General features: G+C 69.1%; 24 protein-coding genes and 3 pseudogenes. 14 read left to right on the forward strand and 13 right to left on the reverse strand.

Annotated features, from left to right (window positions below):
- The 4 genes and pseudogenes from AB0915_RS28745 to AB0915_RS28760 form a co-directional block, all read left to right on the forward strand.
- Window positions 1-245, forward strand: a pseudogene (locus AB0915_RS28745) (hypothetical protein); the annotation flags it as partial.
- Window positions 246-801: 556 nt separating this feature from the next.
- Complete coding sequence (locus tag AB0915_RS28750) at window positions 802-924, forward strand: hypothetical protein (RefSeq protein ID WP_366693847.1); 123 nt, start codon at window positions 802-804, stop codon at window positions 922-924.
- A 252-nt stretch (window positions 925-1,176) separates the two neighbouring features.
- A protein-coding gene (locus AB0915_RS28755; RefSeq protein ID WP_366693868.1) for an IS5 family transposase occupies window positions 1,177-1,925 on the forward strand; the annotation gives its coding sequence in 2 pieces (ribosomal slippage) (window positions 1,177-1,456 and window positions 1,456-1,925; 750 coding nt in all).
- Window positions 1,926-1,949: 24 nt separating this feature from the next.
- Window positions 1,950-2,387 (forward strand): serine hydrolase domain-containing protein, encoded by a 438-nt coding sequence (locus AB0915_RS28760; protein WP_366693848.1) that lies wholly within the window; start codon window positions 1,950-1,952, stop codon window positions 2,385-2,387.
- A 328-nt stretch (window positions 2,388-2,715) separates the two neighbouring features.
- Here the strand turns inward: AB0915_RS28760 and AB0915_RS28765 are convergent, their stop codons facing one another.
- Together AB0915_RS28765 and AB0915_RS28770 are read right to left on the reverse strand one after the other, a co-directional pair.
- Complete coding sequence (locus tag AB0915_RS28765) at window positions 2,716-3,045, reverse strand: AzlD domain-containing protein (RefSeq protein WP_366693849.1); 330 nt, start codon at window positions 3,043-3,045, stop codon at window positions 2,716-2,718.
- On the reverse strand, window positions 3,038-3,682 hold the full coding sequence (locus AB0915_RS28770) for an AzlC family ABC transporter permease (protein WP_366693869.1): 645 nt from the start codon (window positions 3,680-3,682) through the stop codon (window positions 3,038-3,040). Before AB0915_RS28770 ends, AB0915_RS28765 begins: the two co-directional genes overlap by 8 nt.
- A 170-nt stretch (window positions 3,683-3,852) precedes the next feature.
- Here AB0915_RS28770 and AB0915_RS28775 point away from each other — a divergent pair, with 170 nt between their 5' ends.
- Window positions 3,853-4,311, forward strand: a complete 459-nt coding sequence (locus AB0915_RS28775; protein ID WP_366693850.1) for an Lrp/AsnC family transcriptional regulator — start codon at window positions 3,853-3,855, stop codon at window positions 4,309-4,311.
- A 188-nt stretch (window positions 4,312-4,499) separates the two neighbouring features.
- Here the strand turns inward: AB0915_RS28775 and AB0915_RS28780 are convergent, their stop codons facing one another.
- The gene (locus tag AB0915_RS28780; protein ID WP_366693851.1) at window positions 4,500-5,327 is read right to left on the reverse strand and encodes a MerR family transcriptional regulator; all 828 of its coding nucleotides are present in this window, start codon (window positions 5,325-5,327) and stop codon (window positions 4,500-4,502) included.
- Window positions 5,328-5,465: 138 nt separating this feature from the next.
- Between AB0915_RS28780 and AB0915_RS28785 the strand changes: the two genes are divergently transcribed.
- The 3 genes from AB0915_RS28785 (at window position 5,466) to AB0915_RS28795 (ending at window position 7,271) form a co-directional block, all read left to right on the forward strand.
- Complete coding sequence (locus AB0915_RS28785; RefSeq protein ID WP_366693852.1) at window positions 5,466-5,669, forward strand: hypothetical protein; 204 nt, start codon at window positions 5,466-5,468, stop codon at window positions 5,667-5,669.
- A 203-nt stretch (window positions 5,670-5,872) separates the two neighbouring features.
- A complete protein-coding gene (locus tag AB0915_RS28790) occupies window positions 5,873-6,985 on the forward strand; it encodes an ABC transporter substrate-binding protein (RefSeq protein ID WP_366693853.1) in 1,113 nt (370 codons plus the stop codon).
- 70 nt (window positions 6,986-7,055) lie between these two features.
- Window positions 7,056-7,271 (forward strand): hypothetical protein, encoded by a 216-nt coding sequence (locus AB0915_RS28795; RefSeq protein ID WP_366693854.1) that lies wholly within the window; start codon window positions 7,056-7,058, stop codon window positions 7,269-7,271.
- Between the two features lie 739 nt (window positions 7,272-8,010).
- Here the strand turns inward: AB0915_RS28795 and AB0915_RS28800 are convergent.
- Window positions 8,011-8,148 (reverse strand): hypothetical protein, encoded by a 138-nt coding sequence (locus tag AB0915_RS28800; RefSeq protein WP_366693855.1) that lies wholly within the window; start codon window positions 8,146-8,148, stop codon window positions 8,011-8,013.
- A 74-nt stretch (window positions 8,149-8,222) separates the two neighbouring features.
- Window positions 8,223-8,391 (reverse strand): annotated as a pseudogene (locus tag AB0915_RS28805) (DUF4158 domain-containing protein); the annotation flags it as partial.
- A 113-nt stretch (window positions 8,392-8,504) separates the two neighbouring features.
- On the opposite strand from AB0915_RS28805, the gene AB0915_RS28810 reads away from it, so the two are divergent.
- The 3 genes from AB0915_RS28810 to AB0915_RS28820 all read left to right on the forward strand — a co-directional run bounded on the left by AB0915_RS28810 (window position 8,505) and on the right by AB0915_RS28820 (window position 10,961).
- Window positions 8,505-9,194, forward strand: coding sequence for a TetR/AcrR family transcriptional regulator (locus tag AB0915_RS28810; protein WP_366693856.1), 690 nt, complete (start codon window positions 8,505-8,507; stop codon window positions 9,192-9,194).
- Window positions 9,133-9,927, forward strand: a complete 795-nt coding sequence (locus AB0915_RS28815) for a maleylpyruvate isomerase family mycothiol-dependent enzyme (protein ID WP_366693857.1) — start codon at window positions 9,133-9,135, stop codon at window positions 9,925-9,927. The genes AB0915_RS28810 and AB0915_RS28815 overlap by 62 nt, the downstream gene beginning before the upstream one ends.
- A gap of 488 nt (window positions 9,928-10,415) precedes the next feature.
- Window positions 10,416-10,961, forward strand: coding sequence for a YciI family protein (locus tag AB0915_RS28820; RefSeq protein ID WP_366693870.1), 546 nt, complete (start codon window positions 10,416-10,418; stop codon window positions 10,959-10,961).
- A gap of 156 nt (window positions 10,962-11,117) precedes the next feature.
- On the opposite strand, the gene AB0915_RS28825 is transcribed toward AB0915_RS28820, so the two are convergent.
- On the reverse strand, window positions 11,118-11,723 hold the full coding sequence (locus tag AB0915_RS28825; protein WP_366693858.1) for a TetR/AcrR family transcriptional regulator: 606 nt from the start codon (window positions 11,721-11,723) through the stop codon (window positions 11,118-11,120).
- Window positions 11,724-11,769: 46 nt separating this feature from the next.
- Here AB0915_RS28825 and AB0915_RS28830 point away from each other — a divergent pair, with 46 nt between their 5' ends.
- The gene (locus AB0915_RS28830) at window positions 11,770-12,234 is read left to right on the forward strand and encodes an SRPBCC family protein (RefSeq protein ID WP_366693859.1); all 465 of its coding nucleotides are present in this window, start codon (window positions 11,770-11,772) and stop codon (window positions 12,232-12,234) included.
- A 361-nt stretch (window positions 12,235-12,595) separates the two neighbouring features.
- Here the strand turns inward: AB0915_RS28830 and AB0915_RS28835 are convergent.
- The 7 genes and pseudogenes from AB0915_RS28835 to AB0915_RS28865 all read right to left on the reverse strand — a co-directional run.
- Window positions 12,596-12,730, reverse strand: a pseudogene (locus AB0915_RS28835) (IS5/IS1182 family transposase); the annotation flags it as partial.
- A 23-nt stretch (window positions 12,731-12,753) separates the two neighbouring features.
- Window positions 12,754-13,854 carry a hypothetical protein gene (locus AB0915_RS28840; RefSeq protein ID WP_366693860.1) on the reverse strand — a complete coding sequence of 367 codons (1,101 nt, stop codon included), beginning with the start codon at window positions 13,852-13,854 and terminating at the stop codon, window positions 12,754-12,756.
- A gap of 86 nt (window positions 13,855-13,940) precedes the next feature.
- Window positions 13,941-14,414, reverse strand: coding sequence for a hypothetical protein (locus AB0915_RS28845; RefSeq protein WP_366693861.1), 474 nt, complete (start codon window positions 14,412-14,414; stop codon window positions 13,941-13,943).
- Window positions 14,415-14,674: 260 nt separating this feature from the next.
- Window positions 14,675-15,250: a GNAT family protein gene (locus AB0915_RS28850; protein WP_366693862.1), complete on the reverse strand. Its 576-nt coding sequence runs from the start codon at window positions 15,248-15,250 to the stop codon at window positions 14,675-14,677.
- Window positions 15,251-15,461: 211 nt separating this feature from the next.
- Window positions 15,462-16,634, reverse strand: coding sequence for an ROK family transcriptional regulator (locus AB0915_RS28855; protein WP_366693863.1), 1,173 nt, complete (start codon window positions 16,632-16,634; stop codon window positions 15,462-15,464).
- Window positions 16,635-16,937: 303 nt separating this feature from the next.
- Window positions 16,938-20,216, reverse strand: coding sequence for a PQQ-dependent sugar dehydrogenase (locus tag AB0915_RS28860; protein ID WP_366693864.1), 3,279 nt, complete (start codon window positions 20,214-20,216; stop codon window positions 16,938-16,940).
- A gap of 841 nt (window positions 20,217-21,057) precedes the next feature.
- On the reverse strand, window positions 21,058-23,835 hold the full coding sequence (locus tag AB0915_RS28865; RefSeq protein WP_366693865.1) for a LuxR family transcriptional regulator: 2,778 nt from the start codon (window positions 23,833-23,835) through the stop codon (window positions 21,058-21,060).
- Window positions 23,836-24,067: 232 nt separating this feature from the next.
- Between AB0915_RS28865 and AB0915_RS28870 the strand changes: the two genes are divergently transcribed.
- Together AB0915_RS28870 and AB0915_RS28875 are read left to right on the forward strand one after the other, a co-directional pair.
- On the forward strand, window positions 24,068-24,400 hold the full coding sequence (locus AB0915_RS28870) for a hypothetical protein (RefSeq protein ID WP_366693866.1): 333 nt from the start codon (window positions 24,068-24,070) through the stop codon (window positions 24,398-24,400).
- A gap of 265 nt (window positions 24,401-24,665) precedes the next feature.
- The gene (locus AB0915_RS28875) at window positions 24,666-25,415 is read left to right on the forward strand and encodes a DUF4386 family protein (protein WP_366693867.1); all 750 of its coding nucleotides are present in this window, start codon (window positions 24,666-24,668) and stop codon (window positions 25,413-25,415) included.
- The last annotated feature ends 163 nt before the right edge of the window (window positions 25,416-25,578 follow it).

Here is a 25,578-nt window from a genome sequence, read left to right on the forward strand (position 1 = left end):
GTAACGACAGCCGCCGGACCGTTGAGTTCTTCCAGGGTGCGACCTGCGACAACGGTTCCCCGGTCGCGACGGTCGGTCCCTGGAGCACCAGCAACAATGTCTTCACCCGTAAGCACATCCGCGGCGGCGTGAAGGTCCGCAACGGCGTCGTCGGCAGCTTCCGCGTGGTCCGCGACCACTTCGACCGGTTCGACGAGGACGAGCGGGGCGACCGGGGCGACCGGGGCGACGAGGGCGAGTACTGACAGAGCCGCTTGCGGCATAAGGAAACCCCGGCCCGTCGGAATCGGGCCGGGGTTTCCGGCGTGGGGGCGCCTGTGGGCGAGTGCCCGTTCGGGGCGGTGGTACGGGTGCGCGGCGGGTACCCGGTGCCCCGTACATCGGCTTTGCCATCTTAGTGTTCGCTGCTGTCCCGTGCGTCGTGGTGGGCGGGCTCGGACGGCTGAAGCCGTGTGATCCGGGTCCCGGCGGGTGTCTGTCGAGTCGGCACGGAGCGCGGTGCCGGTGGTGCCACGGGCCGGGTTGTCCGTGCCGCTCGCCGCACCCTGCGTACCTGTCTTCGAGTACCGGGCTCTCTACGGCCTGCGCCGTTCAGGTGTGGTTGAGACAAGTCCAGGGGAGTGCGGATCGTGGTGCCTCGGCAGCGGGAGACCGATCTGCTCGTCCTAGTGGTCACCCTGGTGTTGACGGCGGCGCTCACGTCGCGTTCCCGAGGCAGGGTACGCGGCAGCGATCCTCACCGCCGTCGGCCTCCTGGTGAACGCTCGGTTGCGCGAGCGCGGCGTCTTTTACTCCGACAGCATGCCGCTCTACTACCTGGTGACTGTCCTGACCGTCGCGACGTACTCCTTCCGCGACATCAAGACCCGGCGGGCCCGGTCGGCCCACGGCACGTCAGACAGCGGTGAAGCTTCGGCGCCGTAGAGCCCTGAAGATCACAACCCGGGTGCGATCACGTTTTTACAGGTCGCCATGTGCGAAGGTCCTCTCGAAACCGGCATGTTATGCGAGGCGCTTCGCAGAGGTCGGTGCGTGAGTCTTTGAGAGGTGGTGTCGTCGCTTGATGGTGTGGGTGCGAGCGCAATCTGCTGGTCCGCAGCTGCCAGGTCCGCGAGAAAGCCCGCCGATTAGAGGCCCCGACCCTGGTGGTGCTGGACGCGCAGAGTGTCCACGCGGCTGCAGGGGTCCCGCCTCCGCGACTGGCCGGGACGCCGCGAAACGGGTGCCAGGCCGTTGCGGGGCATCGTTTACGTGCTGTGCAAGAGCGTGAGCTGGCGGGACGTTCCGGCTGAACAGTTCGGCTGCAGCGGTGTGACGGCCTGGCGCCGACTGCGGGACTGGACCGAGGCCGGTGTCCGGCCGCAACTGCACGAGGTACTGCTGGCCGAGCTGCGGGCCGCGGGCCTGCTGGACATGGACGACGCGTCAGTCGACGGCTCTCATGTCCGTGCCCTCAAAGGGGGGCTCACACCGGACCTTCGCCGGTCGACCGCGCGCGTCCGGGCAGCAAACACCACCTGATCGTCGACCGGCACGGCACCCCCTTGTCCGTCTCGCTGACCAGCGGAAATCGTCACGACGTCACCCAGTTGATGCCACTGCTGGACGCGATACCCCGAATCCGCGGGACGCGCGGGCGGCCGAGGCACCGGCCGGGTCGGCTGTTCGCCGACCGCGGCTACGACTACGACAAGTACCGCCGCCTTCTCCGGGCCCGCGGCGTCACACCGAGGATCGCCCACAAGGGCACAGCCCACGGCTCCGGCCTGGGAAAGACCCGCTGGGTCGTCGAGCGGACCTTCGCATGGCTCCACCAGTTCAAGCGGCTCCGGATCCGCTACGAGATACGAGCCGCCCTCCACCTCGGCCTACTCCAACTCGCCCGCAGCATCGTCTGCTTGAGAAGACTCCGAACTTCATTCTGAAACGATCAGTTAAAACTCGGGACAGTGGCTGCCCTGGTGGTGGGCACGCTGGTTCCCACGGCAGGGAGCGTGGTCGCGGCGCCGGCCGGTGCGGCACCGGACCGTGTGGAGCTGCAGGCGGCGCTGGACCGGGTGGTGGCGACCGGCGCGGTCTGCGCGGTAGCCGAGGTCCGGCAGGGCAGCGCGGTATGGCGTGGCACCAGCGGCACAGCCACGATGAACAGTCGCCGGCCCACGCCCGTCAATGGACGCTTCTGTGCGGGAAGCGTCACCCAAACGTTCACCGCCACTGTGGTGCTTCAGCTGGTGGGCGAGGGCCGGCTGCGGTTGTCCGACACCGTGCAGCAGTGGCTGCCGGGTGTGATCACCCTGTCCTGGACCGACTGGGGCGCAGACGCCTCACCCGCGGCCTTCGCACTGATCACGGCCGCCCTCTGCCCCGCATCACCTCATGAAGAGTGATCAGGAACAGGACGGGCCGGAACACACCGAGCCGGGCGGCACCATCGCGTGAGACGGATCAGCGGCCTGCACGACCGCGTCGACTCGGCCGTCGTGTCCCACGCCGTCGCCTGGACACCGGCGACCCGGCTGCCGCGATCCGCGCCTACGCGCCGTGGGGCGTCGACTGGATCACCGAGGTCGTCCTGTCCGACAACGCCGACCTCGACAACGCCGTCGGCGCCCACCAGGCCGTCACCGCCGCCTGCCGGCCGCGGCGGCGGTGCGTGCCGACGTGGCCCCGACAGGCGGGTCGATGCGCAGCCGAGTCGAGGCAGATGGTCGTGGCTCAGTGAACGAAGACCATGCTGGCGAGGAGGACGTGCACGGCGGTGCCCCCGAGGATGCTCAGCAGGGCGTTGCGGCGCCAGATATGCAGTCCGACGGTGACGGTCAGGGCTGCCAGGGGGGCAAGCGCGCGTGATTCGGTCAGTGGAAGGTCCCGCAGGCAGTAGACGAGAAGGATGACCATGACGCCGGCCGGCATGCGGGTGCTGAGGTACTCGATGGTCTTGCTGGACCGCAGCGGGGCGAGAGCGGCGAAGGGTACGGCGCGCAGGGCCCATGTGACGGCGGCGGAAACAGTGACCGCGGTGATGAGGTAGGGAGCGTCAGGCATGGTGCGACTTCCTGCCGGTGGAGACGTAGCGGGCCAGAAGCCCGGCGGTGAAGAGGACGAAGGCCGCCAGGAGCATCTGCCCGGGGAGGACAAGCCGGGCCGCCAGAGCCGCCAGCAAGGCCAGGACCGGCGTCGGCAGGTCGCCACGGCGATCCCGGAGAGCATCGAGCGCGAGAACGGCGAACAGCGCGGTCAGGGCGAAGTCCAAGCCGGTGACACCGTTGGGAAGGAGAGAGCCGAGCAGCGCGCCGGCGGTGGCACCCCCGGCCCAGTACAGGTGCATGAACAGCTGAAGCCGCAGGATCCGCCGGCCCGACCAGGAGCGGGCCCGCTCGCCCGTGGTCAGAGCGTACGCCTCATCGGTAAGGGCGAACGTGCTGTAGCCCCTGGCCAGGCGGCCCTTCACGCGGTGCAGGGGGAAGGACAGCGCGTAGAAGAGGTGCCGGATGTTCACCAGGATCGCGGTCAGAGCGACGGTCGTCAGGGGCGCGACGGCGATGACCAGGCCGATCAGGAGGAACTCGAACGATCCGGCATAGATCAGGGTGGTAAACACGGTGGCCCACCACCAGTGGAGACCGGACTGTGTGACGAGTAGACCGAAGGCCAGGCCCAGCGGGACCAGTCCCAGGCCCACGGAGGCGGAGTCCTTGAACGCGGCCCGGGCCTCGGACGGCGCCGGGGGAGAGGAGGCGGAAGCAGCGGACCGGACGGGACCGCCGACAACGGCAGGAGGTATTCCCATGCCGAAATTTTAGGACGAAATGGACCTTATATGGTTGCTCATAGTGACCCTAAGATGAGTTCATGGGCAATGAAGTTCAGCTGGATGCCATTGATCGCGACATTTTGTTTCACCTTGAGCGGGACGGCCGGCTGACCAACGTCGAGCTGGCCAAGCGGGTGGGCCTCACTCCGCCGCCGTGCCTGCGCCGGGTCAAACGGCTGGAGGAGGCGGGAGTCGTCTCCGGCTATCGCGCGGTCGTCGACCCGGCGGCCGTGGGACGCGGCCTGGAGGTCCTCGTTGACGTTGAGGTGTATGCCACCGACCGCAAGACCGTCGAGGCGTTCGAAGAGACCGTGGCCTCCTACGAGGAGGTCATCGAGTTCTGCCGCCTCTTCGGCCGCCCGGACTACTTCCTCCGTGTCGCGGTCGCCGACCACGCCGCCTACGAGACCTTCCTCACCGGCAAGCTCACCGGCCTCCCCGGCGTCCTGCGGACCGAATCCCACCTGACCATGAAGAAGATCAAGGCCGCTCCCTGACCACTCCCGCACACAGCCGCCGGAACGAGGAGCCCTCGGTCTGGGCGATGTGCGCGTGGTGCGGGAACCGGTCAACGGCGGCCCGGGCCGGAGTGCAGGGCAGCGGCCGTATGCCCTTCCGTGCGGGGCAGGTACCCGCGGTGAATTGCCATCCTTGTTGGAACCAGTTCCGAACGTCCATCGCTCTTTCAGGAGTTCGTGAGGGCTTGGAAGGGCACGGCGATGTCCATGACGTGCTCGTCCGCATCCGCATCGGCCCAGTTCGGGTAGTAGATCTCGCGCGCAGAGGCGGTCGGCTGCAGCCCCCGTCCGTCGAGCCATGAGGCCAATGCAGCGAAGGCCCCCGCCACTGTCGGGTACTCGCTTTGCCCTTTGCGCAGCTCGGTGAACGCCTGCCGGTGCGCCGGCTCCAAGCGCACTCCGATGCGCCCGGTGGGCTGGACCGGGGAATCCGTTGGCGCGCACACTTCGACCGGGCCGTCGCCGTCCTGGTCAACGAGCCCGTGATAGACGGCGAACACTGGCCCAGACAGTTCCGCGCCTGCTTTGCGGAGGTACGTGAACAGCTGTTCCGTGGCCTCAGCGAGGAAAGTCTCCAGGCGTTCTGCCGTCACATGCTGCTGCACGAAGACGACTTTCTGCTGACAGACTTCGCGTTCGGCGATCACATACATGGCTGCTGTCTTTCCCTTCAGTGTGTTCTGGATGTGGACTGCGAGGGGTTGGCGGGCATGGTGCTCGCGATCACGGCACCGCCAGTAGTCGGCGACCAGCTCTGCTGCTTGCCCGCCCGCTGCTGACAGGACTGGCCCGATGAGGGAGAGCGGCATCCCGATGGTCCTCATGAGTGTGATCAGTCGGGCCTTCTCTAACTGCGCGGACTGGTAGTAGCGGACGCGGGTGCGGGGGTCGACATAGGCAGGTTTCAACAAGTCCTTGTCCGCATAGAGCCGAAGCGCCTTGTGGCTCAGTCGGGTGCGCGCGGCGAACTCCCCGATGATCATCAGATCTCGCATGGGCCCATCGTCGCCCCTGCCCCTGGGGCAGAGGCAAACGCGAGCTGTGAGGCCGGACCGGGGTCGCGAGATGGCCGAGCACCAGGCCAGCACCACCCGCACCGGCATGCCGATCTGCCTCTGTAAACCACGCAGCCCGTGGCAGCGAGGCACCAACGAGATACCAACCGGCTGCTACGGCAGTACCTCCCCAAGGGCGCAGACCTCCGGACGTTCAGCCAGGTCGACCTGGACGCCATCGCCCACGAACTCAACCACCGCCTGCGCAGGACCCACGGCTACCAGACGCCGGCAGAGTTCTACGCTGACCTCCTGAACAGCGGTGATGCGCTAACCGCTTGAGCCTGCCAAGGTTTCTTGAAGCCTGGCAGCTCAGAGAACAAATAATCGGTTGCCTGTCGGCGATGGTGGTGGATGCAATGTCCGGCATGGTCACGCGGGTGCGCCCGTCACGGTGAGATGAGATGAACGCGTACTTACCGGGCATTGCCACTCTGTGACCGGGGACAACGGCAACCGAATCGTCACACGGGAGAGGCCACCGCATGAATACGCCACCGTCGTCACCTGGAGCGGAGCGGACCGACGGATCGTGCGTCCGGATCGGCGCTCTCGTTCCGCTGACTCGGCCCGGCTGGGTCGAGGCGGGCCGACACCTGCTCGCCGGCCTCGAGTTGGCCGTTCGCGAGGTCAATGACGCCGGCGGGATCATCGGAAGGCCACTCGAGCTGGTGGTCCGGGACACTGCGGCAGATCCACAGACGGCCGCCGCGGCCGTGGACGAATTGGCTCACCTGGGCGTGGCTGCCGTGGCGGGGGAGTATCACAGCGTCGTCGCTCGCGCCGCGGCCGCCAGGGCCGACGCCCTCGGCCTGCCGTTCCTCTGCTCGTCGGCGGTTCTCGACGGGCTCACCGAACAGCCGACGGAATGGGTCGCGCGCCTCGCCCCGGCGCAGTCCCACGGCTGGCAGATCTACGCGGACTTCCTCCTCGGCGCGGGCCACAGCCGAATCGCCGTGGCAGCCGATTCGAGTGTCTACTGGGCATCCGGGGCCCGTATTCTGCGGGACCACCTCGCTCCACGCGGCGGCACCGTCATCGAACTCGACATGCGCACGCTCTCCCCCGCGGGCGTGTGCGACGAGCTCGTCGACAATCGCGCGACGGCCCTCCTTCTTCTGGCCGGCCACCCGGAGCCGGCAGTGTCGATCGTCAAGTCCGTCCGCCGTGACCAGCGCCTCGCCGAGATCATGATTGGTGCTCCGGCCGGGCAGCCAGAGTTCGCCGAATGGGCGGCGTTGTTGGGCGGCGACGGCGCCGCGATCCCGTTCTTGCGCTACCTGCCCGAGAGCCCCAGCCCGCTCGGTGCGCGGGTCGAGGCGGCCCTCCGGGAGCGGTTGGCCGAAGCGCCCTCCTTCGTCGCCTTCGAGGGCTACGACACGGTCGCCGTCCTCGCCGATGTGCTGCGTTGTCACGGCGCGGACCGGGCGCGCATCGCCGAGTCCTGGCCGCGTGTTGTCGTCGAAGGCACCCGCGGGAAAATCCGGTTCTCCCGCACGCCGGGCATCAGCGTGTGGCAATGGGCTTGGACGCCGGTCCAAGTCGTTGATCGAGATCCGGCGGAACCCGATCGCTTTCGGATCCTTCACGCCAGCTGAGAGAGCACGGAGGTCCCGACGCCGTGCTTCGTGTCAGCTCGCCGAGGGCGGAGCCCAGATCCAGACCATCATGGCAGTCCTCGGGCACCGAAACGCGCAGATGTCGGCCACGTACTCCCACATCAGCGATCCCGTCCTGAAGGAGCAGTACGAGAAGGTCATCGCCGCCGGCGGGCGGATCGCGGGCCCGGCTGCGGAGGAACTTCTCGCCAGCAGGATCGGCAAGGACACCCTGAACTGGCTCAAGACCAACTTGTTCAAGACCGAACTCGAACTTGGCCACTGAAGGGCGCCGAGTCCGGCTCTGACGATCGCTGCTGAGCGGTTGATTTCGGCAGCCTGAACGAGAGCCCAGACGGATACTTGTCGGATGGATGGATCAAGGGCCTCTTGGGTCAACACCACGCACGATTGGGCTGGCATCGTGGACGCGGACCATCTCGGTCAGATCCGCCAGGAACCAACACAGTTCGCTCCGGACGGGTCGGGACACCTTGTTCTTGAGGTCCTTGCTTATGCCGCTGATGAGGCAGCGAGCCGGGGCGGCGGAGGGTGTGTGGTCACGCTGCATATAGACGGCTCCATGTCGGTGAAGGATGACGGACGGGGCACCGACACTCGGGTCGACGAGCATGGCCGGGTGGTGAAGAAGCCGGTCATGGCCACGAAGGACCTGCGGTTCTTCGAACTCCCGGAGGCGGAATGGCTTCCGGACGGACATCCGCGTCGCGGCATGTCCGTCGTCGCAGCGCTTAGCGAGTGGCTGATTCATACCAACCGCCGTCTCAACGGATCCTGGAGCCAGCGCTATGAGCACGGCGTCCCGGTGACCGATCTGGAGCCGGTCGAGGCCGACGGGACCACGGGGACCTGCGTCCGCTTCCTGCCAGACGAAACCCTGCGTTCGGGGTGGTCGTTGACCTCGGGTGACCTGGCGCGGTGGTCCGAGCACTGGCCCGACCTGACTGTCCGCCTCGAGGATCAGCGTGACGTCGTGGATCGGTCAGGTCTGCGACCGCTGGACGTCACGACCGAAATACACCGGGGAGAGCGGCCTGGTCTCCCGGCTCGCGGTCCCGGTGCTCGGCCTCGGTGGCCTGGAGGCGGCAGGCGTCGGATCTGGTCTCGATCAGGGTGCAGGTGAAGTCGAGCCGGTCCCGCACACGGAAATTCGTCCAGATAAAAGTTGATGTGGCGGTCCTTGAGTGGGGAGAGCCGGGCGACGTCTTCGTCCTTGGTAGCCGTAGGCGTCCCGGATCTCCCACGCATACTCGTACGCCGTCTTCTGCCGCTCGGTGTACCGCTTCACGCGCGAGGCGACTTCCACGCCCAGGTGTTCAGCCAGGTACTCACGGCCACGGCACGTCCAGCGGGTCCCCCAGGAACAGCCCGAGGTAGCGGACCGAGCGCCTGCCGGGCTGGGCACACGGTTTCGCTGGAGGAGGGCCGACGAAGTCTCCAACGTTCGTTACCCGACAGGGTGTTGACTTCCCTACTGGTATGAGGCTTTCTTCATGGTATGAGGGAGGATCGCAGACTCCGCCGTCGCAATGAGACCGTGCAGGAGATCCTCGACGTTGCGGTCGAGGTCATGGCCGAGGAAGGCGTGGCGGCCCTCAGCCTCGCGGAGGTCGCGCGGCGGGTGGGCATGCGTCCGCCGTCCCTGTACCAGTACTTCCCGTCGAAGATGGCCGTCTACGACGCGCTGTTCGAACGCGGGATGCGGCAGGCGGTCGAGGTGCTGGATCCGTACCTCGTCAGGCTCTCCGAGGATCCGCGGAGTGCCATCACCGCGGGCCAGGAGGCCACCGTCACCTGGGTGATGGCCAACCCGGTGCTCGCGCAGCTCCTCTACTGGCGGCCAGTGCCAGGTTTTGAACCCTCGCCCCGGGCATTCGAGCCCGCCGTGCGACAGTTGGAGGCCCTGCGCGCGGCACTTCAAGCAGCCGTGGACGCCGGGCAGTTGGCGCCTGCGGCCGCAAGCGAGGAAGGCGTTGCCCTCTACACGGTGCTGACGTCCGGTGTGATCAGCCAGCAGCTCTCCAACGAACCGTCTCCATCGGCCGGGGAGGGCCGTTTCACCCGGCTCGCACAGACGGCACTGGACATGTTCTTCCGCTTCTATGCCCCCGAGGAGGGCGAGGCCGATGACTACATCCTTCGTGGCAGCCGCACACCTGCCGCAGACCGGCCGCGACCGGTCTGCTGAGATCGCCGAGGCCGAGGGCCGGGCAACGTTCGCCCTGCTCAAGGGCCTGGGCAACGGCGACTGGTCGCTCCCCACCGACTGCGGTGAGTGGGACGTGCGCACCCTCGTCTCCCACCTCGTCGGCCAGTGCGAGGACAACATCCGTCTCCGTACGATGCTGCGCCGCCAGCTCGTGGGGCCGCGCCGCTACCCCGACAAGATCACGCTCGACGCCCACATGGCCGTGCAGATCGACGACCATGCCTTTGAGGCCGGTCCGGCGCTGGTGGAGCAGTTCGCACTGCTGTGGCCCCGCGCCGTACGCGCCCGCAGGCGGAGGCCCGGTCCGATGCGGCGGGTCACGGTGGACAGCGGGATCCCCGGGGAACCCCGGATGTCCATCGCCTACCTGCTCGATGTGATCTACGTACGCGACCTGTGGATGCACCGCATCGACCTGGCACGGGCCACGGAACAGCCGGTCGCACTCGGGGAGCACGACCGGCACATCGTCGAGCAGGCGGTCCGCGACCTGGCGCTGGCCTGGTCCGACGCACCGGTCCTCCTGAAGCTCAGCGGCCCCGCGGGCGGTACTTGGCTGCTGGGCTCGGGCGAACCGGCGGGGGTTGTCGGCGCCGACGCCGTGGCGTACATGCGTGCACTGTCCGGCCGCGACGGCGAGGTCGCCCTGGAGCTCGCCTCCGGTGCCCAGGAGGCCCTCGCGGCCGTCCGCCGGGCCAGGGTCGTGTTCTGACGGACAGCCGCCTCATGGTCTGGGCCTGGCGGGCCCGGCTCATGGCCCGTATCACCGAGAGGCCATGAGCTGAGTCCCGCCCGAAGGCCTCTCAGCTGCGGGCCGCCGCGCTGGCGTCCGCCCGACGGGCACGGTTGCCACAGGGGGCGACTCAAGGTGTTTGTCAACTACGGGAATGAGCAGAGCAGCATCTGGATGACCGCACTCAACAACGGCTGGTACGGCTGGCAGAACCTCGGCGGAGAAGAACTGATCGGCGACGCGGCGGCCATCCACAATCCTGACGGCCGCCTCCAGGTCGACGCTGCCGCTCTTGCAATCACCCGCCACTCAGGTGGACCCCGCATCGCTGACCAGCAGCAACCGCCCAGCCCAAGACCGCCACGCGCGACGCAGACTCCGCACGGGCCCTGCTGGAACAGGCCGCCGAGCAGCCATCGCAGTGAAACCCGCTCGACCTGGTTACCTCCGTGACGAGATCCTTGGGCATGGAGTTCCTCTGTTACCACCGCGACCGGTCCGACTCCCTGCCGCTGCGCGACGAGCTGCTGGCAGAGCATTGGGCCTATATGGACCAGTACGCGAAGGAGATGATCGCCCGGGGCCCGACCCTCGCCGACGACGACACACCCACCGGAAGCGTGCACATCGTCGAACTGCCCGATCCCACCGCTGCCCGCGCGTTCGCCTTCGACGAGCCGAACTACCAGGCCGGCGTCTACCGGGACGTGCTGCTGCGACGGTGGCGCAACACGCTGGGGCGCACCATGTGGGACTTCCCCGGCGGCCGGACCGGTGGCAACCGGTACCTGGTGCTCGGCCTCGGCGCGGGGCAGGCCGCCGACCTCGCGGTGCCGCCCGATCGGGAGGAGCTGATCGCCTACGGGCCGCTGCTGTCCGACAATGGCGCCACCTGGCTGGGCACGGCGGCGTTGGTCCGGGCGCCGGACCCGGACACGGCACGCGCCATCCTGACCCCGGACCGGTACGCCGACATTGAGGTGCACAACTGGCAGTTCGGTGGGCGATCGTGATGACGGTCTTGGAGCTCTCCGGCCAGCTGTCGGGTTCTCCAGACGCTCAAATCTGCCTCAGGAAGCCTGTGAAGCCGCGCACGTCCATCTCGGCTACCGTTGTTCGAACGGTGGTACGTCGTATGACCCAGCGGCTCGGCCTGATCGGCGACTCCGTCACTCCGAGCCGTAATACAGCCGGAGAAACTCCTCCATCGCCGCATCGACGCCGGCGCGGTCACCGGTGGCGAGTAGGTCAAGCAACAGACCGCGGACGGTGGCAAGCCCCAGCCTGGCGCGGTTCCGGGCCGCGGCAGGATCCGCCCCTGCGGCCATCTCGGCGGCCATGAGCGGCTCCAGCCAGTCCGTCACGAGCCCTTCGAGGACAAGAGCGGCCTCGAGGCGGCCCCGCAGCGCGTGCCCGTAGATCTCGAAGAAGAGCCGCTCCTGACCGGCCAGCCCAGGGTCCGTCAACTGCTGCCACAGTCGCCGCGCGACATTGGCCGGCGAGAGACCGGGCTCCAGCCGGAGTCGGGACAGCAGATCACGCTGGCGCCGCTCCGACGTCCTGACGATCTCGACGAGCAGCTGTTCCTTGGAGCCGAAGTAATGGATCAGCATGCGGTGACTGACGCCGATCGCGGCGCCCAGGCGGCGCAAGCTCAGGTCCGCAATGCCGTGTGCTGCGACGTGGTCGACGGCCGCGTCCACCAGTTGGGCGCGCCGGCCCCCGTCCGTGCCGTGCGCGGCGCTCTCTGGATGCACGTCGTCCGTATTCACCACATCGCGAGTGTACTCATTGGTACATGGCGCATGTACCGTGTGGTACATGAAGTCTGTCACCGTGTCGATTGACGTGCCACAGGCGCCGGAGCAGGTCTACGACTTCCTCGATGTCATGGCTCACCACGAGCGATTCACCGACCACTACCTGACCGACTGGCGCTACAGCGGCCCCGGCCGCGGCGTCGGGTCGTGCGCCACGGTCACCGCCGCACTGGGCGGCACGAAGACCGACGTCACCATCGAGGTCGTCGAGGCCGACGCACCGCGGCGCATCGTCGAACGCAATGTCAGTGCGGCCGGCGGGCGCCTGGCCCACGGCGTCTACACCATCGAACCGCTGCGAAGCGGTGGGAGCCGCGTCTCGTTCACGTACGCCTGGGTGCGCGCCCCTCTCGCCGACCGCCTGCTCGCACCCGTCGTCCGGGCCACGATGCAGCGCGCCAACCGCGCGGTCATGCGTCGCCTGGCCGCCGAGTTGGTTCGCCATGTCTCAGCTGCCGGCTCCTGACGGCGGTGCATCTCGACTTTTCTGCCCGACACAGGACCCGAGCCCCGCGGCGGCCCAGCCCAGGCACCCTGGCGCGGACTCCCCGAGCCGGAGCTTGGCGGGACCGCTGCCATACGGTCCTGGGCCGCCTCCAGGACGGTGCCGCCTCTTCGCATCCGATGGAAGTGGCGTCGGTAGGAACAACGGAACAGCCATTGGCGCCGTCGCTCACCCGTCGCGGCGGTGCACGACGGCCATGGCGATGACCCAGTTCACTGCCGGGCCCCGCCCCGAAGGCGGCTTCCGCGTGGCGGCACGGCTCCCGGCACCGGCAGGGATGCGATGATCCGGACGGCTTCCTCCCCGGCGATGTCGAGCGGGCGCCCGAGGTGGCCACGAAGGTGATCGCCGCCAGCAGTTCCAGGTCGCCATTACGCCGCCGGCCACCACCTTGCGGCCGTGTCGGAGCGGGCGGAACCACCCGCTCGAACAGCTCCCGCAACTCATCCGGCACCAGGCGCTCGCGTGGTCGGGCCGGGTTTACGAGGCCGCGCCCGCGGCCTTCTTCGCTGCGGTCTTGCTCTGGTAGGGGCAGGCGAGCTGGTGCAGGATCTCCTGCGCGAGCAGATCCTCGGGCCCCTTCAACGCGTCCGCCAGTTTCCGGTCAACGGGGAACACCATCTCCGCTGCGACGTTGTCCTGCACGATCCGGGCCAAGTTGTCGAGGGCGACGAAGACCGGGTCGCCGGGCAGTTGGGCCGTCGGCAGGTCGATCAGGTGCGAGTCCGCCTTCGCGGGGTCCATGAACTGCTTGACGATCAACGAGTTCTGGTTCGGGGCGGACGTCGTCCAGATCGACAGAACGACGATGTACAGGCCGGGCCAGTCCTCCTTGCCGACCCTGTCCCGCCACCGCTTCATGAGATCTTCCACGCCGTCGATCTGCGCCTGGGTCGCATACCTCACGTTGGTACCGATAGCGTTGTTCAAGCCGCCCGTGACGTTCTCGAACGACTTCATGTCAAAGGAACCGCGCTGCCCGGACTCGTTGATGAACCTGAGCGCGGCGTTGAGGATCTGAGTGCTCGACGCTTTCAGCTCCTGCGGCATGTTCGCGTTGTGGAGCTGCTGTCGGGCGGTGGTCAAGGTGGTGCCGAAAGCCTGAAGTGGGCTGACCCAGTCGTTCGTTCCGGACCCCTTGAACGCCACCATGTCCACGTCGTGCTGGTCGAGATAGGCGGAGTTGGGGAGGTTCGGGATCTGGCGGCTCAGGTACGGCGCGATGATCGAGTAGATGCCCAGCGGAGCGTGGGCGATCGACTTGGCCAGCCCGAAGATTTCGGAGACAGGGTGCAACGACTCCTGCTCTCCGTTGTGGATGAGGGTGTACAGGCCACCCCGGTCGTCATTCTGAACGACGATGACCGGGCCGAGTTGCTTGATCAACTCGGCCCGGAGCGCGTCGTAATTCTTCTGCGTGTCGGTATCGACCGCGAAGATCGCGTTGCGGGCCCGGAGTTCCAGGGCTGCCGCGTCCGGTCCCGGATTGCCCTCGTCCGCAGATGCGGCCTGAGTGCCGCCGAGAAACGCCATGGCACCGAATGCGGTAGCTGAGCCGAGGAATTTTCTACGCGTACTCATTTTCTGTCTTCTCCCCGCTCGAGCTTCGATCATTCACCTGCGCGCGTCGGCGTGTCCGGGCCCTTGCCCGTATACGGGAATGTCGCTCAGTCGCCGGTGTTGGTGGCCCAAACGGGCCGGTTGGCGTTGTTGTAGACGACGACGTTGCCGTCGTCCTGGACGGCGAGGTAGCGACCCTTGTGCCAGGTTCCGGCGGCCCAGATGGCCTGGCCGGCCCTGTTGTAGATGACGAAGTTGCCGTCCGCCTGCATGACGAGGTGGTCGGCGTTGGGGTAGACGTTCGGGGCCTGCCAGGCGGGACGGTTGTCCTTGTAGACGACGACGTTGCCGTCGCTCTGAACACGCAGGACAGTACGGCCGCTGCCGGAGGTCCACGCCTGGTTCTTGCCGAGGGTGGCGGGTGCGTAGAAATGGGAGTCGCTCCGCAGGGCCTTTCGGGGCTGCGAGCGCTGGACGGTACGGCTGCTCTCCACGGCGTCAGCGGCAGGAACGGAGGCCAGGACGGGCAGGGCTGCGAGGACGAGCGCGGGCAGGCCGCGCCACACGAGGTTCTTGATCACAACCCCGGATTTACGCAGTCCGCATACGTCTGCGACAGCCCTGGAGCCACGAACTCACCCATATGGTGCAGCGACTTCACCGCCGAAACGACACTGCATACGCCCACCGCGTCACCGACGCCCTTGAACGTGCCTGGGACCACCCCGAGCTCGGCGGCCCGTCCCGCCCTGTGCAGGGCCGCCCCTTACCCACTTCACCCTCGGGCCCCCGCCGAGACCTCCTCACCGACCGGCAGATGAACCGGCTGCTGTGGCCGTGATCAGCTGCACGTGGAGACGCAGATTCCCTCGGGCGCCTGCCACTCATGGTTCAGGACTGAGTAAGTGATGGAGTCTCGCCAGGCTCCGTCGACGAAGACATGGTCCCGAATCCGTCCGTCCTCGGTCATCCCGGCCTTCAACAGCGTCTTTCCGGAGGCGGCGTTGAGTGGGGACCGAGTGGCCCAAATGCGGTGCAGGCCGAGGTGGTGGAAGCCGAGGGCGCACAGCAGGTGTACCACCTCGGTACCCAGCCCTCTGCCCCAGATGTCGGGGCGGAGCATGAAGCCGATTGTGGCGGCCTTCTCGGCGAACGGGTCCAAGTCCAGGTCGGCGTAGCCGATCAGTTGCCGTTCCTCCGAGCAAACCACGGCGAGCATATAGATGTTGCGGGGTTCCGCGCCCGCGGAGGTGATCGAGCAGGAGATGGCATGCTCGACCTCTTCACGAGTGCGTGGTTCGAGCTTCATGTGCCGCGTGACATCGGCGTCGCCCTGGATGGCGTGGAGAGCGTCCACGTCGCGGCTGTGGAGTTCTCGGAGTTGAAGCCGGGGGCCTGTGATGTTGACCGGGTGCATGTACGGACCCTAACCGCAGGCGCTGGTGAGCCTATCGGGCTTATCCCGCACCGCGCGGCCTGGTGGGCGGCCTCACCTGGGGGCCGCCCACCAAGTTATTGGTCGATTGTTTCCGGCCTCGATGCGGACAGCTGCGGACGCCTACGCCGTAACCAGGAGGCTGACCTGGTAGCGCTGAGGAGCATCCAATCGCCGGACGGGCTGATCCATGTCAGGACTCCTCGCTGTACGCGAGTTCGCTCGCGAGGAACGCCGCGCCCACGACCCCCGCGCGGGGCCCGAGTTCGGACATGACGATCGGCAGATTGCCCGTGGCGAGGGGAAGCGAGCGTTTGTACACGACGCTGCGGATCTCGGCGAGCAGCGGATAGCCGAGCCCGGTCAGACCGCCGCCGATCACGATCATCGAAGGGTTCATGAAGCTGACCAGGGTGGCGAGGACCTGCCCGACCCGGTGGCCGCCGGCCCGGACGAGGTTGACGCTCGTGTTGTCGCCGCCGGACGCGCACTCCGCGACATCCAGGGCGGTCAACACCCCCCGCTCGGCGAGCCGTTCGGCGAGTGCCGGCGACTGGCCGGACTTCGCGGCCTCCGTGGCGTCCCTGGCCAGGGCCACCCCGCCGAAGTACGCCTCCAGACAGCCGGTGTTCCCGCAGGAGCAGACGGGCCCGGCTGCCTCGGCCTCCACCTGAACGTGCCCGATGTCCCCGGCGCACCCCTCCGCGCCCCGGTAGATACGGCCGTGGTGCTGCATGCCGGAGCCGATACCGCTGCCGATCTTCACGAAGAGCAGATGGTCGACGGTCTTCGCGACCCCGCTGTGCCGCTCCCCGAGGGACATTACGTTGACGTCGTTGTCCACGACGACGGGGCAGCCGTGCGCGCGGGCGAGGGTGTCGCGTACGGGAAAGCGGTTCCAGCCCACCATGATGGGCGGCGAGACGGGTACGCCCTCCCGGAAGCTGACCGGCCCCGGCAGGCCGATGCCGATGGCGTTGAGCCGCGTGTAGTGCCCCTGGTCAGCCATCGTGCGCAGGAGTTCGCTGATGCGGCCAAGTACGGCGACCGGCCCGGAGCGGATGTCGGCGGGTTCGGAGCAGGAGGCCACCGGCGTGAGCGCGCCGTCGGTGATCTCGATGTCGACGGAGCTGGCGCCCAGATCGACGGCGGCGAACCGCAGGCCGGGGTCGAGCTGGATGAGGGTGGAGCGCCGCCCGCCGCGCGACGCGGCGGGGCCCGCCTCGCTGACCCGCCCGGCGGCGACCATGCGGTCGAGTTCGCCGAGCAGCCGCGGGCGCGGTACCTCCAGCCGGTCCGCGAGTTGAGCGCGGGACAGCGGGCCGTTTTCACGGAGCAGACTCAACACGCGGTACTGGATGTTCACGGACTCACTTCCTCTGGGCGCCTTCGGACACCTTTCGGGAGGTGTCGCGGCGACGGAACGCGGGCGGTACGGGGGCCGGGCATCGTACCGCCCGGCAGGATCCGTGCCCGCGGGCTGGCAGGATCGCAGGGACGCGGGCGGCTTCCGGCAACTTTTTCACAGAGCGTCGAAAGTTGCCGCCTTGTTGACGGAACTCGACCCGGCAGGGACGCCATGGCCCGGAAACAGGCCCCGCGACGGAGTCGAGTCCGGGCACAGAACTGCCCCGCCGGTGAGAGCGGGGCAGCCCTGTCAGTCCCGGCGTCAGCCGGTGGCGCCTGGCTTCAGCGCCCGCGCGTCCCGTGCCAGGGCCGCGCCCGCCGCGCTGTCCGGCACCAGGGCGGTGTCGGCCGTGCAGCCGGCGAACGACTCCAGCACGGCCGCGGCGCGGCTGGTGCGGCCCGCGTCGGCGTGCCTTTCGGCCTGGCCGAGCCGTACGGTCAGCCGCTTCTGTCCCTGCGCCGTGATCAGGCCGTCTGCCCGCAGCTGGGTGATCAGCGCGCGGATGTCCGCGTAGGAGGTACGGGTGGTGAAGGCCAGCGTCTTCGTGGTGGTGTTGCCGGCCTTGTCCCGGGCCCTGACCGTGAGGTCATGGCTTCCCAGCGGCAGCCGCCACAGCTCCAGCGCCTGGCCGGTGGTGACGGCCGTGCCGTCCAGCGTGGCCGTCGCGGTGGCCCCGCCGGAGACCGCGTCCGCCGCCGAGAAGACCGGCGTCGGACGCTTGGAGTCCCCGTAGACGCCGTCGGCGTCGAGACCGGTGGCCGTCACCGTGGGACCGGTGCGGTCGATCCGTACGGTGAGCGAACCCACCTCGGAGACGTTGCCGCCGTTGTCGGTCGCCCGGTAACGGACGGTGGTGGCACCCTCCTTGGACAGCGTGACGGCCGCGTTGGCCGACTGCCAGGTCGTCCCGTTGTCGACCGAGTACTGACGACTGGCGACCGTCCCGTTGTCGGTCGCCGAGACCGTGAGCGACACGTTGCTGGTGTACCAGCCGTCCTCACCATTGGGCTGGGGCGGGTTGAGCGTGGCGGTGACCTTGGGCGCGGTCTTGTCCGCGACGCCCGCGCCCTGGAAGGTCAGTGAGTCCAGCTCGACACCGCCGGAGCTGGTCACGAAGACCTCACCCGTCCCCGAAGGGGCGTTCGGCACAGCGGTGGTGACGGTCTGCCAGCCCTCTCCGGCCGGCACCGGCACCGTGGCGAACGGCTCGGCGTCGGCCGAACCCCAGCGCAGCGCCAGCGTGCCGGCGCCACTGGCGCGGGTCTTGACCCCGTTGATCCCGGCGAACGACACCGGGTCGTACGCGATCCAGTCACCCGCGTCGAACGAGGTCAGCTTGCGCTGTCCGGACGCCGTGGTGTCGTCCGTGATCGTGACGCCCTCCGCGGAGTCGTAGTGCTCGCCCTGCATCAGCGCCGGGTTGAGTACCACCTGGGCGTCACCGGTCGCCGGCGGCACACCGCCCGCGCCCTTGTCGGTATAGGTGATCCCAAGGACTCCGAAGACGTTCTCGGTGTCACCGTGCCCCGCGTCGGCCGGGGTCGCGACGCCGCCCGTGCAACCGGTGCCGCTGTTGACCGGGTGCCCGTGCTGGTTGTGCCCGAGACCGAAGGTCCAGGCCGCTTTGGCGCAGTCCGGCGTGGTGCCGTCCTCCGGGTCCTCGACGGCTATGCCGTACGGCACGGCGTCGCCCCAGTTGAAGAACCCGCCGTCGGGCGGCGAGGTGATCCGTACCGTCGGCGCCGTGTTGCCCACGGTGATCTGACGACTCGACAGCCCGAACTTGCCTTGCGGGTCGGAGACCTTGAGCCGGGCCTGGAACTGTCCGTTCTCCGGGTACGTACGGGTGGCTGTGGGTCCGGTGGCGTCGAAGGTGCCGTCGCCGTCGAGGTCCCACTGGTAGGTGAGTTCGCCGTTCTCCGGGTCGCTGGAGCCGGTGGCGCTGAACGAGACCTCAAGCGGTGCCTGGCCGGACGACTTGTCGGTCTTGATCACCGCGGTGGGTGCCTTGTTGCCCTCGGCGTAGTCGATCCGGTAGAGACCCGCGTCGGGGTTCTGTCGGAAGAAGCCGTCGCCGTAGTCGAGGACGTAGAGCGCGCCGTCCGGGCCGAACTCCAGGTCCATCGGGTTGTCCCACTGCGGGATGCCGTTCTGCGACCGCTCGCTGTTGGGCAGGACGTTCTCCAGCTTGCTGACGGGGCCGTCGGGCCCGTCGAGCGTGAGCGCGGCCACGTAGTCCTGGGAGAACTCCCCGAAGAACGCCTTGCCGTCCCAGTACTCCGGGAACTTGCCCGGCGAGGGGTTGTCCGCGTCGTAGTGGTAGACCGGACCGGCCATCGGGGCCTGGCCGCCCGGACCGCCGGGACCGCGGAAGGCGGTCAGCTCGGGCCACGGCTGGTCGGTGTCCCGGTCGCCGTACCAGAGAGTGGCCGGCACGGACGGGGGCAGCTCGGTCAGGCCGGTGTTCCAGCGGGAGTCGTTGACCGGCGCCGCGCAGTCGAAGGCGGGGCCGGGCGTGAGGGTGGCGAAGTCGAAGTCCCGGTAGGGCGTGCTGTTGTCACCCGTGCAGAACGGCCAGCCGCTGTTCATGGCCTTGGTCGTGGTCTGCCACTCGACGTATCCCATCGGCCCGCGGTTCGGGTCGGCGGTTCCGGCGTCGGGGCCGTAGTCGCCCCACATCACGGCGTCGGTCTCGCGGTCCACCGCCAGCCGGAAGGGGTTGCGCAGGCCCATCACGAAGATCTCGGGACGGGTCTTGGCCGTGCCCGGCTCGAAGAGGTTCCCCTTCGGGATGGTGTAACTGCCGTCCTCCTGGACGTCGATCCGCAGGATCTTGCCCCGCAGGTCGTTGGTGTTGCCCGCGCCGCGGCGCTCGTCGAGACCGGGGTTGTAGCCGGCCGCGTCGTTGATCGGCGTGTAACCGTTGACGTTCGGGCCTGACGCCGGGGTGTTGCCGCCGGTGGAGAGGTAGAGGTTGCCATGACTGTCGAAGTCCACGTCACCCGCGACATGGCAGCACTGACCGCGGTTGGTGTCGACCCGGATGATCTCCTGTGCGGTGGAGAGGTCGAGCTTGTCGCCGGTCCACTTGAAGCGGGTCAGGGTGTCGTACCCCTCCCACTGCTTCCAATACGCGTCCGTCTGCCCGGCGGGCAGCTGTGTCGGTGCGGAGCCGGCCGGGGTGTTCAGCGGCGGCGAGTAGTAGAGGTAGACCCATTTGTTGGTGGCGAAGTCCGGGTCGAGCGTGACCGTCTGCAACCCCATCTCGGAGTTCTGGTACACGTCGACGTGATTGACGACCTTCGTGACACCGGTGCCGGGGTCGGTGAGTCGTACGTCGCCGTTGCGGGCGGTGTGCAGGACCCGGCTGTCAGGCAGTACGGCGAGGTCGATCGGCTCGCCGGTGTCCTTCGTCAGGGTGACTTTCTCGTAGTTCGACCAGTCCAGGGCGTGTTCGTGGCCTGGGTGCGCCTGGGCTGTGGGCGCGACGGCCACACCGCCCAGCGCGGGCAGTGCCACGAGCAGGACCCCCGTGATCATGCGTCTCAGGGTGCGGTGCACGGTGATGCGTCTCCTCGATCGCTTGCGGTCGCGGCAGAGTCGGTGACCCGGCCGGTTTCCCCGTGTTTCGACGGTGGTGCTGCACGGTGCGTGAGCGACGACCGCTGTGACGGCGATCGCGCAGCGCCTCGTGACGGGCGGTGGCCCGGCCATGGGGGGAGAGACGTGGAAAGACTCGTGAGGTGAAGGGCGTTCGAGTGAACGCTGATCGGCTGCGGTGCTATGGCGACGAAACGCATGTCTCGATGGGCCGAGACGTTAGAGCGCCGCGTAGTGACTGTCCAGAGGTTCGGTACGAATCTCTGGAACTTTCTAATGATTCATCAAAAGGGCTGGGCTGCCAGTAGAAAGGACGACGGGACGGTCAGGGCGCTGGGGGAGTGCACAACGGCACGGCTGTGCATCTGCGTTCACAGTCGCGAATGAGGCGGGCGGTGATCTCGGCGACTGGTCGGAGGTAACGCGCTTCGAAGAAAGCCGAGTTGAGCCGGTGAAGAAGTCCGACAGCCCGCTACGGCGCAGGGGCTTGGATCATCGGCTGGGCGGTGTTCCTGGGCTCTGGGTGGCCGCCTCCGTGACGCCTGGGGCGACCTTCAGAGTCAGGGTGACGTTGGGGGCGCTGGCTCCCATGGGCCTGGCGCAGGAGGCGGGGAGCTGGACTTCGCTCTGGCGCGGCCCGATCCAGCCGGAGTACCCGGCGCCGGCCGGGGCAGCGTCCTTGGGGGACGGCTCCGTCACCCTCGCTCTGAGTAGCCTGCCGAGGGCGAGGAGCGGTGAGCAACAGCGACTGATGCGGTCTTCGGGTGCAGGGACATGCCGGTCACAGGTCGAGCGGGAGAGCGGTGAGCTCGGCGCGGGAGCTGATGCCCAACTTGGAGTAGCAGTTTCTCAAGTGAAAGTCGACGGTGCGTGAACTGACGAACAGCTGCGCGGCCGCGTCCCGGTTCGACAGGCCCTGCCGGACCAGGGCGGCGACCTGGCGTTCCTGCGGGGTCAGCTCGGTGGCGGTGGTGACGTCGCGGCGGCGGGCGGTCTCCCCGGAGGCGCGCAGCTCCTGCGCGGCCCGCTCGACCCACGGGGCGGCGCCGAGGTCCTCGAACAGCGCCAGCGCGGTGCGCAGGTGCTCGCGGGCGTCGACCCGGCGGCGGGCGCGGCGCAGGTGCTCGCCGAAGGCCAGGTGGGTGCGGGCCCGGTCGGGTAGCCGCGGCGAGTCGGCGTGCGCGGCGAGCGCCCGCTGGAAGTGGGTCTCGGCGTCGCCGTCGCCGGCGAGCAGGGCACGGCCGTGCTCGACGACCGCGGTCGCGGCCGGCAGACCGGTGCCTGCGGCGAACTGCTCCAGCTCGGCCAGCCAGGTGCGGGTGAGGTCGGGGCGGTCGCCGCGGACGGCGGCGTCGAACAGGTCGAGGGCGGCCAGGCGCCGCCATGCCGGCCCTTTGATCTGCTGGAGGTGGTGCAGCGCGGTCGTCGGCTGCGCGGCCGCGCGCAGCCCGCGGGCCCAGTGCGTCACGTCGGCGACGAGGCCGTCGGTAATGCCGACCGGGTGCTTGTGCCGGATCTCGGTGACCCTATCCAGGTGGCGGTCGGCGTCGTCTCCGTGCAGCGCCGCGACCAGGGCGAGGTGCGCGGTGGGCAGCGCGGTCAGCCCCGGGTGGCCGGTACTGGTGGTCAGCGGCAGCGCCTCGGTGGCGGCACCGGCGGCCTTCGACCAGGCGCCGGTCGCGATCTGGAAGTGGACGCCGCGGGTGAGGGCGTGCTCGACCATGTTCAGCGCGCCGGCGCGGCGGGCGGCGGTCAGCTGCTGCTCGTGCAGCCGCAGTCCGCGCTCGTCATCGTCGATCAGCATCGCGGCGATGCCCAGGTTGGGCTGCAGCACGTGGTCGTCGACCGGGTCGGCGTCGGTGAGGATGAACGCGCACCGGAAGGACTCCGTGGCGGCCGCCCAGTCGCTGCGGGCGACTGCACCGAACCCGTGCAGCAGGGCCCAGGCGGCCCGCACCCGGGTCGGCGCGTCCGGCGCGGGCTCGGCCACCAGCACGGTCGGGTTCAGCACGGTCGGGTTCAGCACGCGCGGGGATCGGGCGCCGAACGCCGCCAGCGACGCGGCGAGCATCGCCAGCTGAGCCGCCAGCGCCGCGTCCACGGCGGCGGCGGCCTCGGCGGCCTGCAGGATGAGGTCGTAGCCGTCGTTCAGCGAATGGGTGTTCCACTCGATCTGCCCCTGCAGCGCGAGCAGTTGCGCCCATATCAGCGGATCGGTCACGTCCGCCGCAGCGGCCTGGGCGAGTGCCGAGGCGCGCGACGGGTGCGAGCCCAGCCAGGCCGAGGACGCGGCCAGGTACAACCGCCGGCCGCGGGCCTCGCCGCCCGCGGTGAGCTCGGCGGCGCGGGCCCACGCGGCGGCCGCCGCCTCGTGGCCACCGCGGGCCGCGGCGCGCTTGGCAACCCCGTCGAGGGCGGCGACGACGTCCTCGTCGGGCCGGTCGGCGGCGGCGGCCAGGTGCCAGGCCCGCCGCTCGGGGTCGCCGGTCAGCACGTCGGCGAGCGCACGGTGCGCTGCGCGGCGCTGCGCGCTGGTGGCGGCCCGGTAGACCGCCGAGCGCACCAGCGGGTGGTAGAGGGCGATGGCATCGCCGTCCACCCGCAGCAACGCGGACCGCTCCACCGCATCCAGGGCGGAATCAGCGGCGCCGAAGCGCTCGGCGGCGTCGCGGACCACGGTCAGGCGGGCGGTGTCGTCGGTCGCGGCGACCAGCAGGAACCGCTGCGCGGGCTCGTTGAGGTGGCGGTAGCGGTTGAGGAAGGCGCGCTCCACGCCGTCGGTCAGCGGCAGCGGGGTGGGAAGCGGCGCCCGGCCGGCCAGTTGGTCGGCGGTCAGCACCCCGGCCAGCTCGACCAGCGCGAGCGGGTTGCCGCCGGTGCCTGCGACCAGCTGGTCGCGCACTGCCGGGTCGATGTCGGTCCCCGCGCGGGCGGACAGCAGCGCGCCGGCGTCGGCACCGGTCACGCCGCCGAGCACGACGGTTGGCAGGTCCCCGGCGTCGAAGCGGCGGGCGTCGCCGTCGCGGGCGGCAAACAGCAGCGCCACGCGCTCGGCCTGCAGGCGGCGGGCGGCGAACAGCAACGCAGCTGCCGACGCGTCGTCGAGCCAGTGCGCGTCGTCGACGACGACCAGCAGCGGCGCCTGTTCGGCAGCGTCGGCGAGCAGGCTCAGCGTGCCGAGAAACGCCAGGAAGCGGTCGCCCTCGCCCTCGGCCTCACCCATCGCCGCGCGCAGCGCCGCGGCCTGCGGCGCCGGCACGGCGTCGATTCGGGTGCGCAGCGGCCACAGCAGCCGTTGCAGCGCGGCAAAGGCCAGCGGCGATTCGGACTCCACGCCGGAGGTGCGCAGTACCCGCAGGTTCAACGCGGTTGCCAGCGCGTCAGCCAGCAGCGTCGACTTGCCGACCCCTGCGACGCCGCGCACCACCAACGCGCCGCCGTTGCCGGTGCGGGCAGCGTCGAGCAGGGCGGCGATCGCCGCGCGTTCGGGTTTCCGTCCGGCCAGCACGAGTCCCACGGTATCGAACGCGCTGGTGAAATCACCGGCGTGAGTGATCACGCCGACGGCGAGCGTAGTAACCGACCACCACCCCGCCCCCGAGGAGAAGCCATGTCGGCCCACCCAGCCGCCGAACCGGCGGCCCCCACCCGCGGGCACCGGTCGCCCCATGCGCTGGCCGCGCACAGCTCGGTCGCCTCGGCGCCCGCACCCTGATCCTCGGTGGCCTGGTCGTCATGGGCCCAGGCGTGCTGCTGGCTGCCAGCGCCGGCGGCACCCAGACCCCGCCGACGTGCTGCCCGGCTTCCTGCTTGTCGGCGCCGGCGTTGGGCCGACGTTCGTCGCCATCGCCGTTGCCGCGATGGGCGACGTGCCCGCCGAGAGCTCCGGACTGGCCTCGGGGCTGATGATGACCGGCCACGAGATCGGCGCCGCGCCCGGCGTCGCCCGGCTCACCGCGATCGCCGGCAACCTCGCCACGCAAGCCGGGCTGTTCGACAGTTACGGCCGGGCCTTCGCCGCCACTGCCGGCGTCGCCCTGTTCGTCCTCACCGCGCTCGCTGTCCCCAGCAGTAAGCCCAGCGCAGCCGTCACCGGCCACGGGCACGGGGCGCACCGTCACTGACCGCGGGCCGACCCCGGCGGAAAACCTGGCGATTTACCCGGTGAGACGCACCCACCCCGGGCCGACTCTTCTACCTGACCGCACCACCACCAGCACCTCGAGGAGTTCCCCCTGCTGTCCAGCACCTGCATCGGTTCGGCCATGTCACTGTCACCGCCTCTGGCCCCGCGGACCGCGCCGACATCGCCGCCGCCGTCGTCGATGAGGAGGGCTACGTCCTCGTCCCGTGACACCGTCCATCCCGCACGCCACCTGGAGGTCTGCCGTGTCCCGCTCATTTCCCGCCCTCAGCGCCAACACCGCGCGCACCGAACCCCTGGTGCGCCGCAAGTCGCTGCGTCTGTCCGCCACGCTGCTGCTCCTGGGACAACTCCTGTACATCGTGGTCACCCAGTTCCACGCCGACGGGGACGCAAATAACCACCCCGCTGTGTTCGCCGGGTACGCCGGCAGCGGGATTTGGACAGTCGTACACCTCGGCCAGTTCGCGGGCATGGCGATCTTCCTCGCAGGGCTGCTCGCCCTGTTCTTCGCCCTGGACGTTCAGGCTGGAGCGGCGAGATGGGCGGGGCGATTCGGTGCCGCTTCGGCGGTGACGACGCTGGCGCTGTACGGCGTCCTACAGGCGGTGGACGGCGTCGCCCTCAAGCAGGCCGTGAACACGTGGGCCGGCGCCCCGGACGCCGAGAAGGCGGCGCGCTTCGCGAGCGCCGAGGCAATCCGCTGGCTTGAGTGGGGGGTGAGGAGCTACCAAAACTTCGCCCTCGGCCTCGCTTTGCTCCTGTTCGCGGCCGCGGTCGTGCGGACAGCTTGGATCCCGCGGCCGATAGCCCACCTGATGGGGCTTTCCGGCCTCACCTACCTGGTGCAGGGCTGGGTGGTCGGCTCCGTGGGATTCTCGCGAACGGAGACGATCGCAATCGTGCTGGCCTTCGCCCTGGACGTGGCGTGGATGACCTGGCTGGTCGTGGTCGCCTGGCGGCTGCAGGATTCCGATGCCCCGTCGCCTGGCTGATGAAGGCGTGGGCCGCGCGGCGCCGGTCACCTCGACATCGCCGACGACCGCGCCGACGCGAACGCGAAGGTCGGCCCCATCCAGGACGCCCGAGGGCTGAGCCCACACACAGCAGCAGCAACAACAGCAACAGCAGCAACAGCAGCAGACCGGGCAGCAACAG

This window comes from Streptomyces sp. NPDC048411 (assembly GCF_040704695.1).
Taxonomy (GTDB): Bacteria; Actinomycetota; Actinomycetes; order Streptomycetales; family Streptomycetaceae; genus Streptomyces.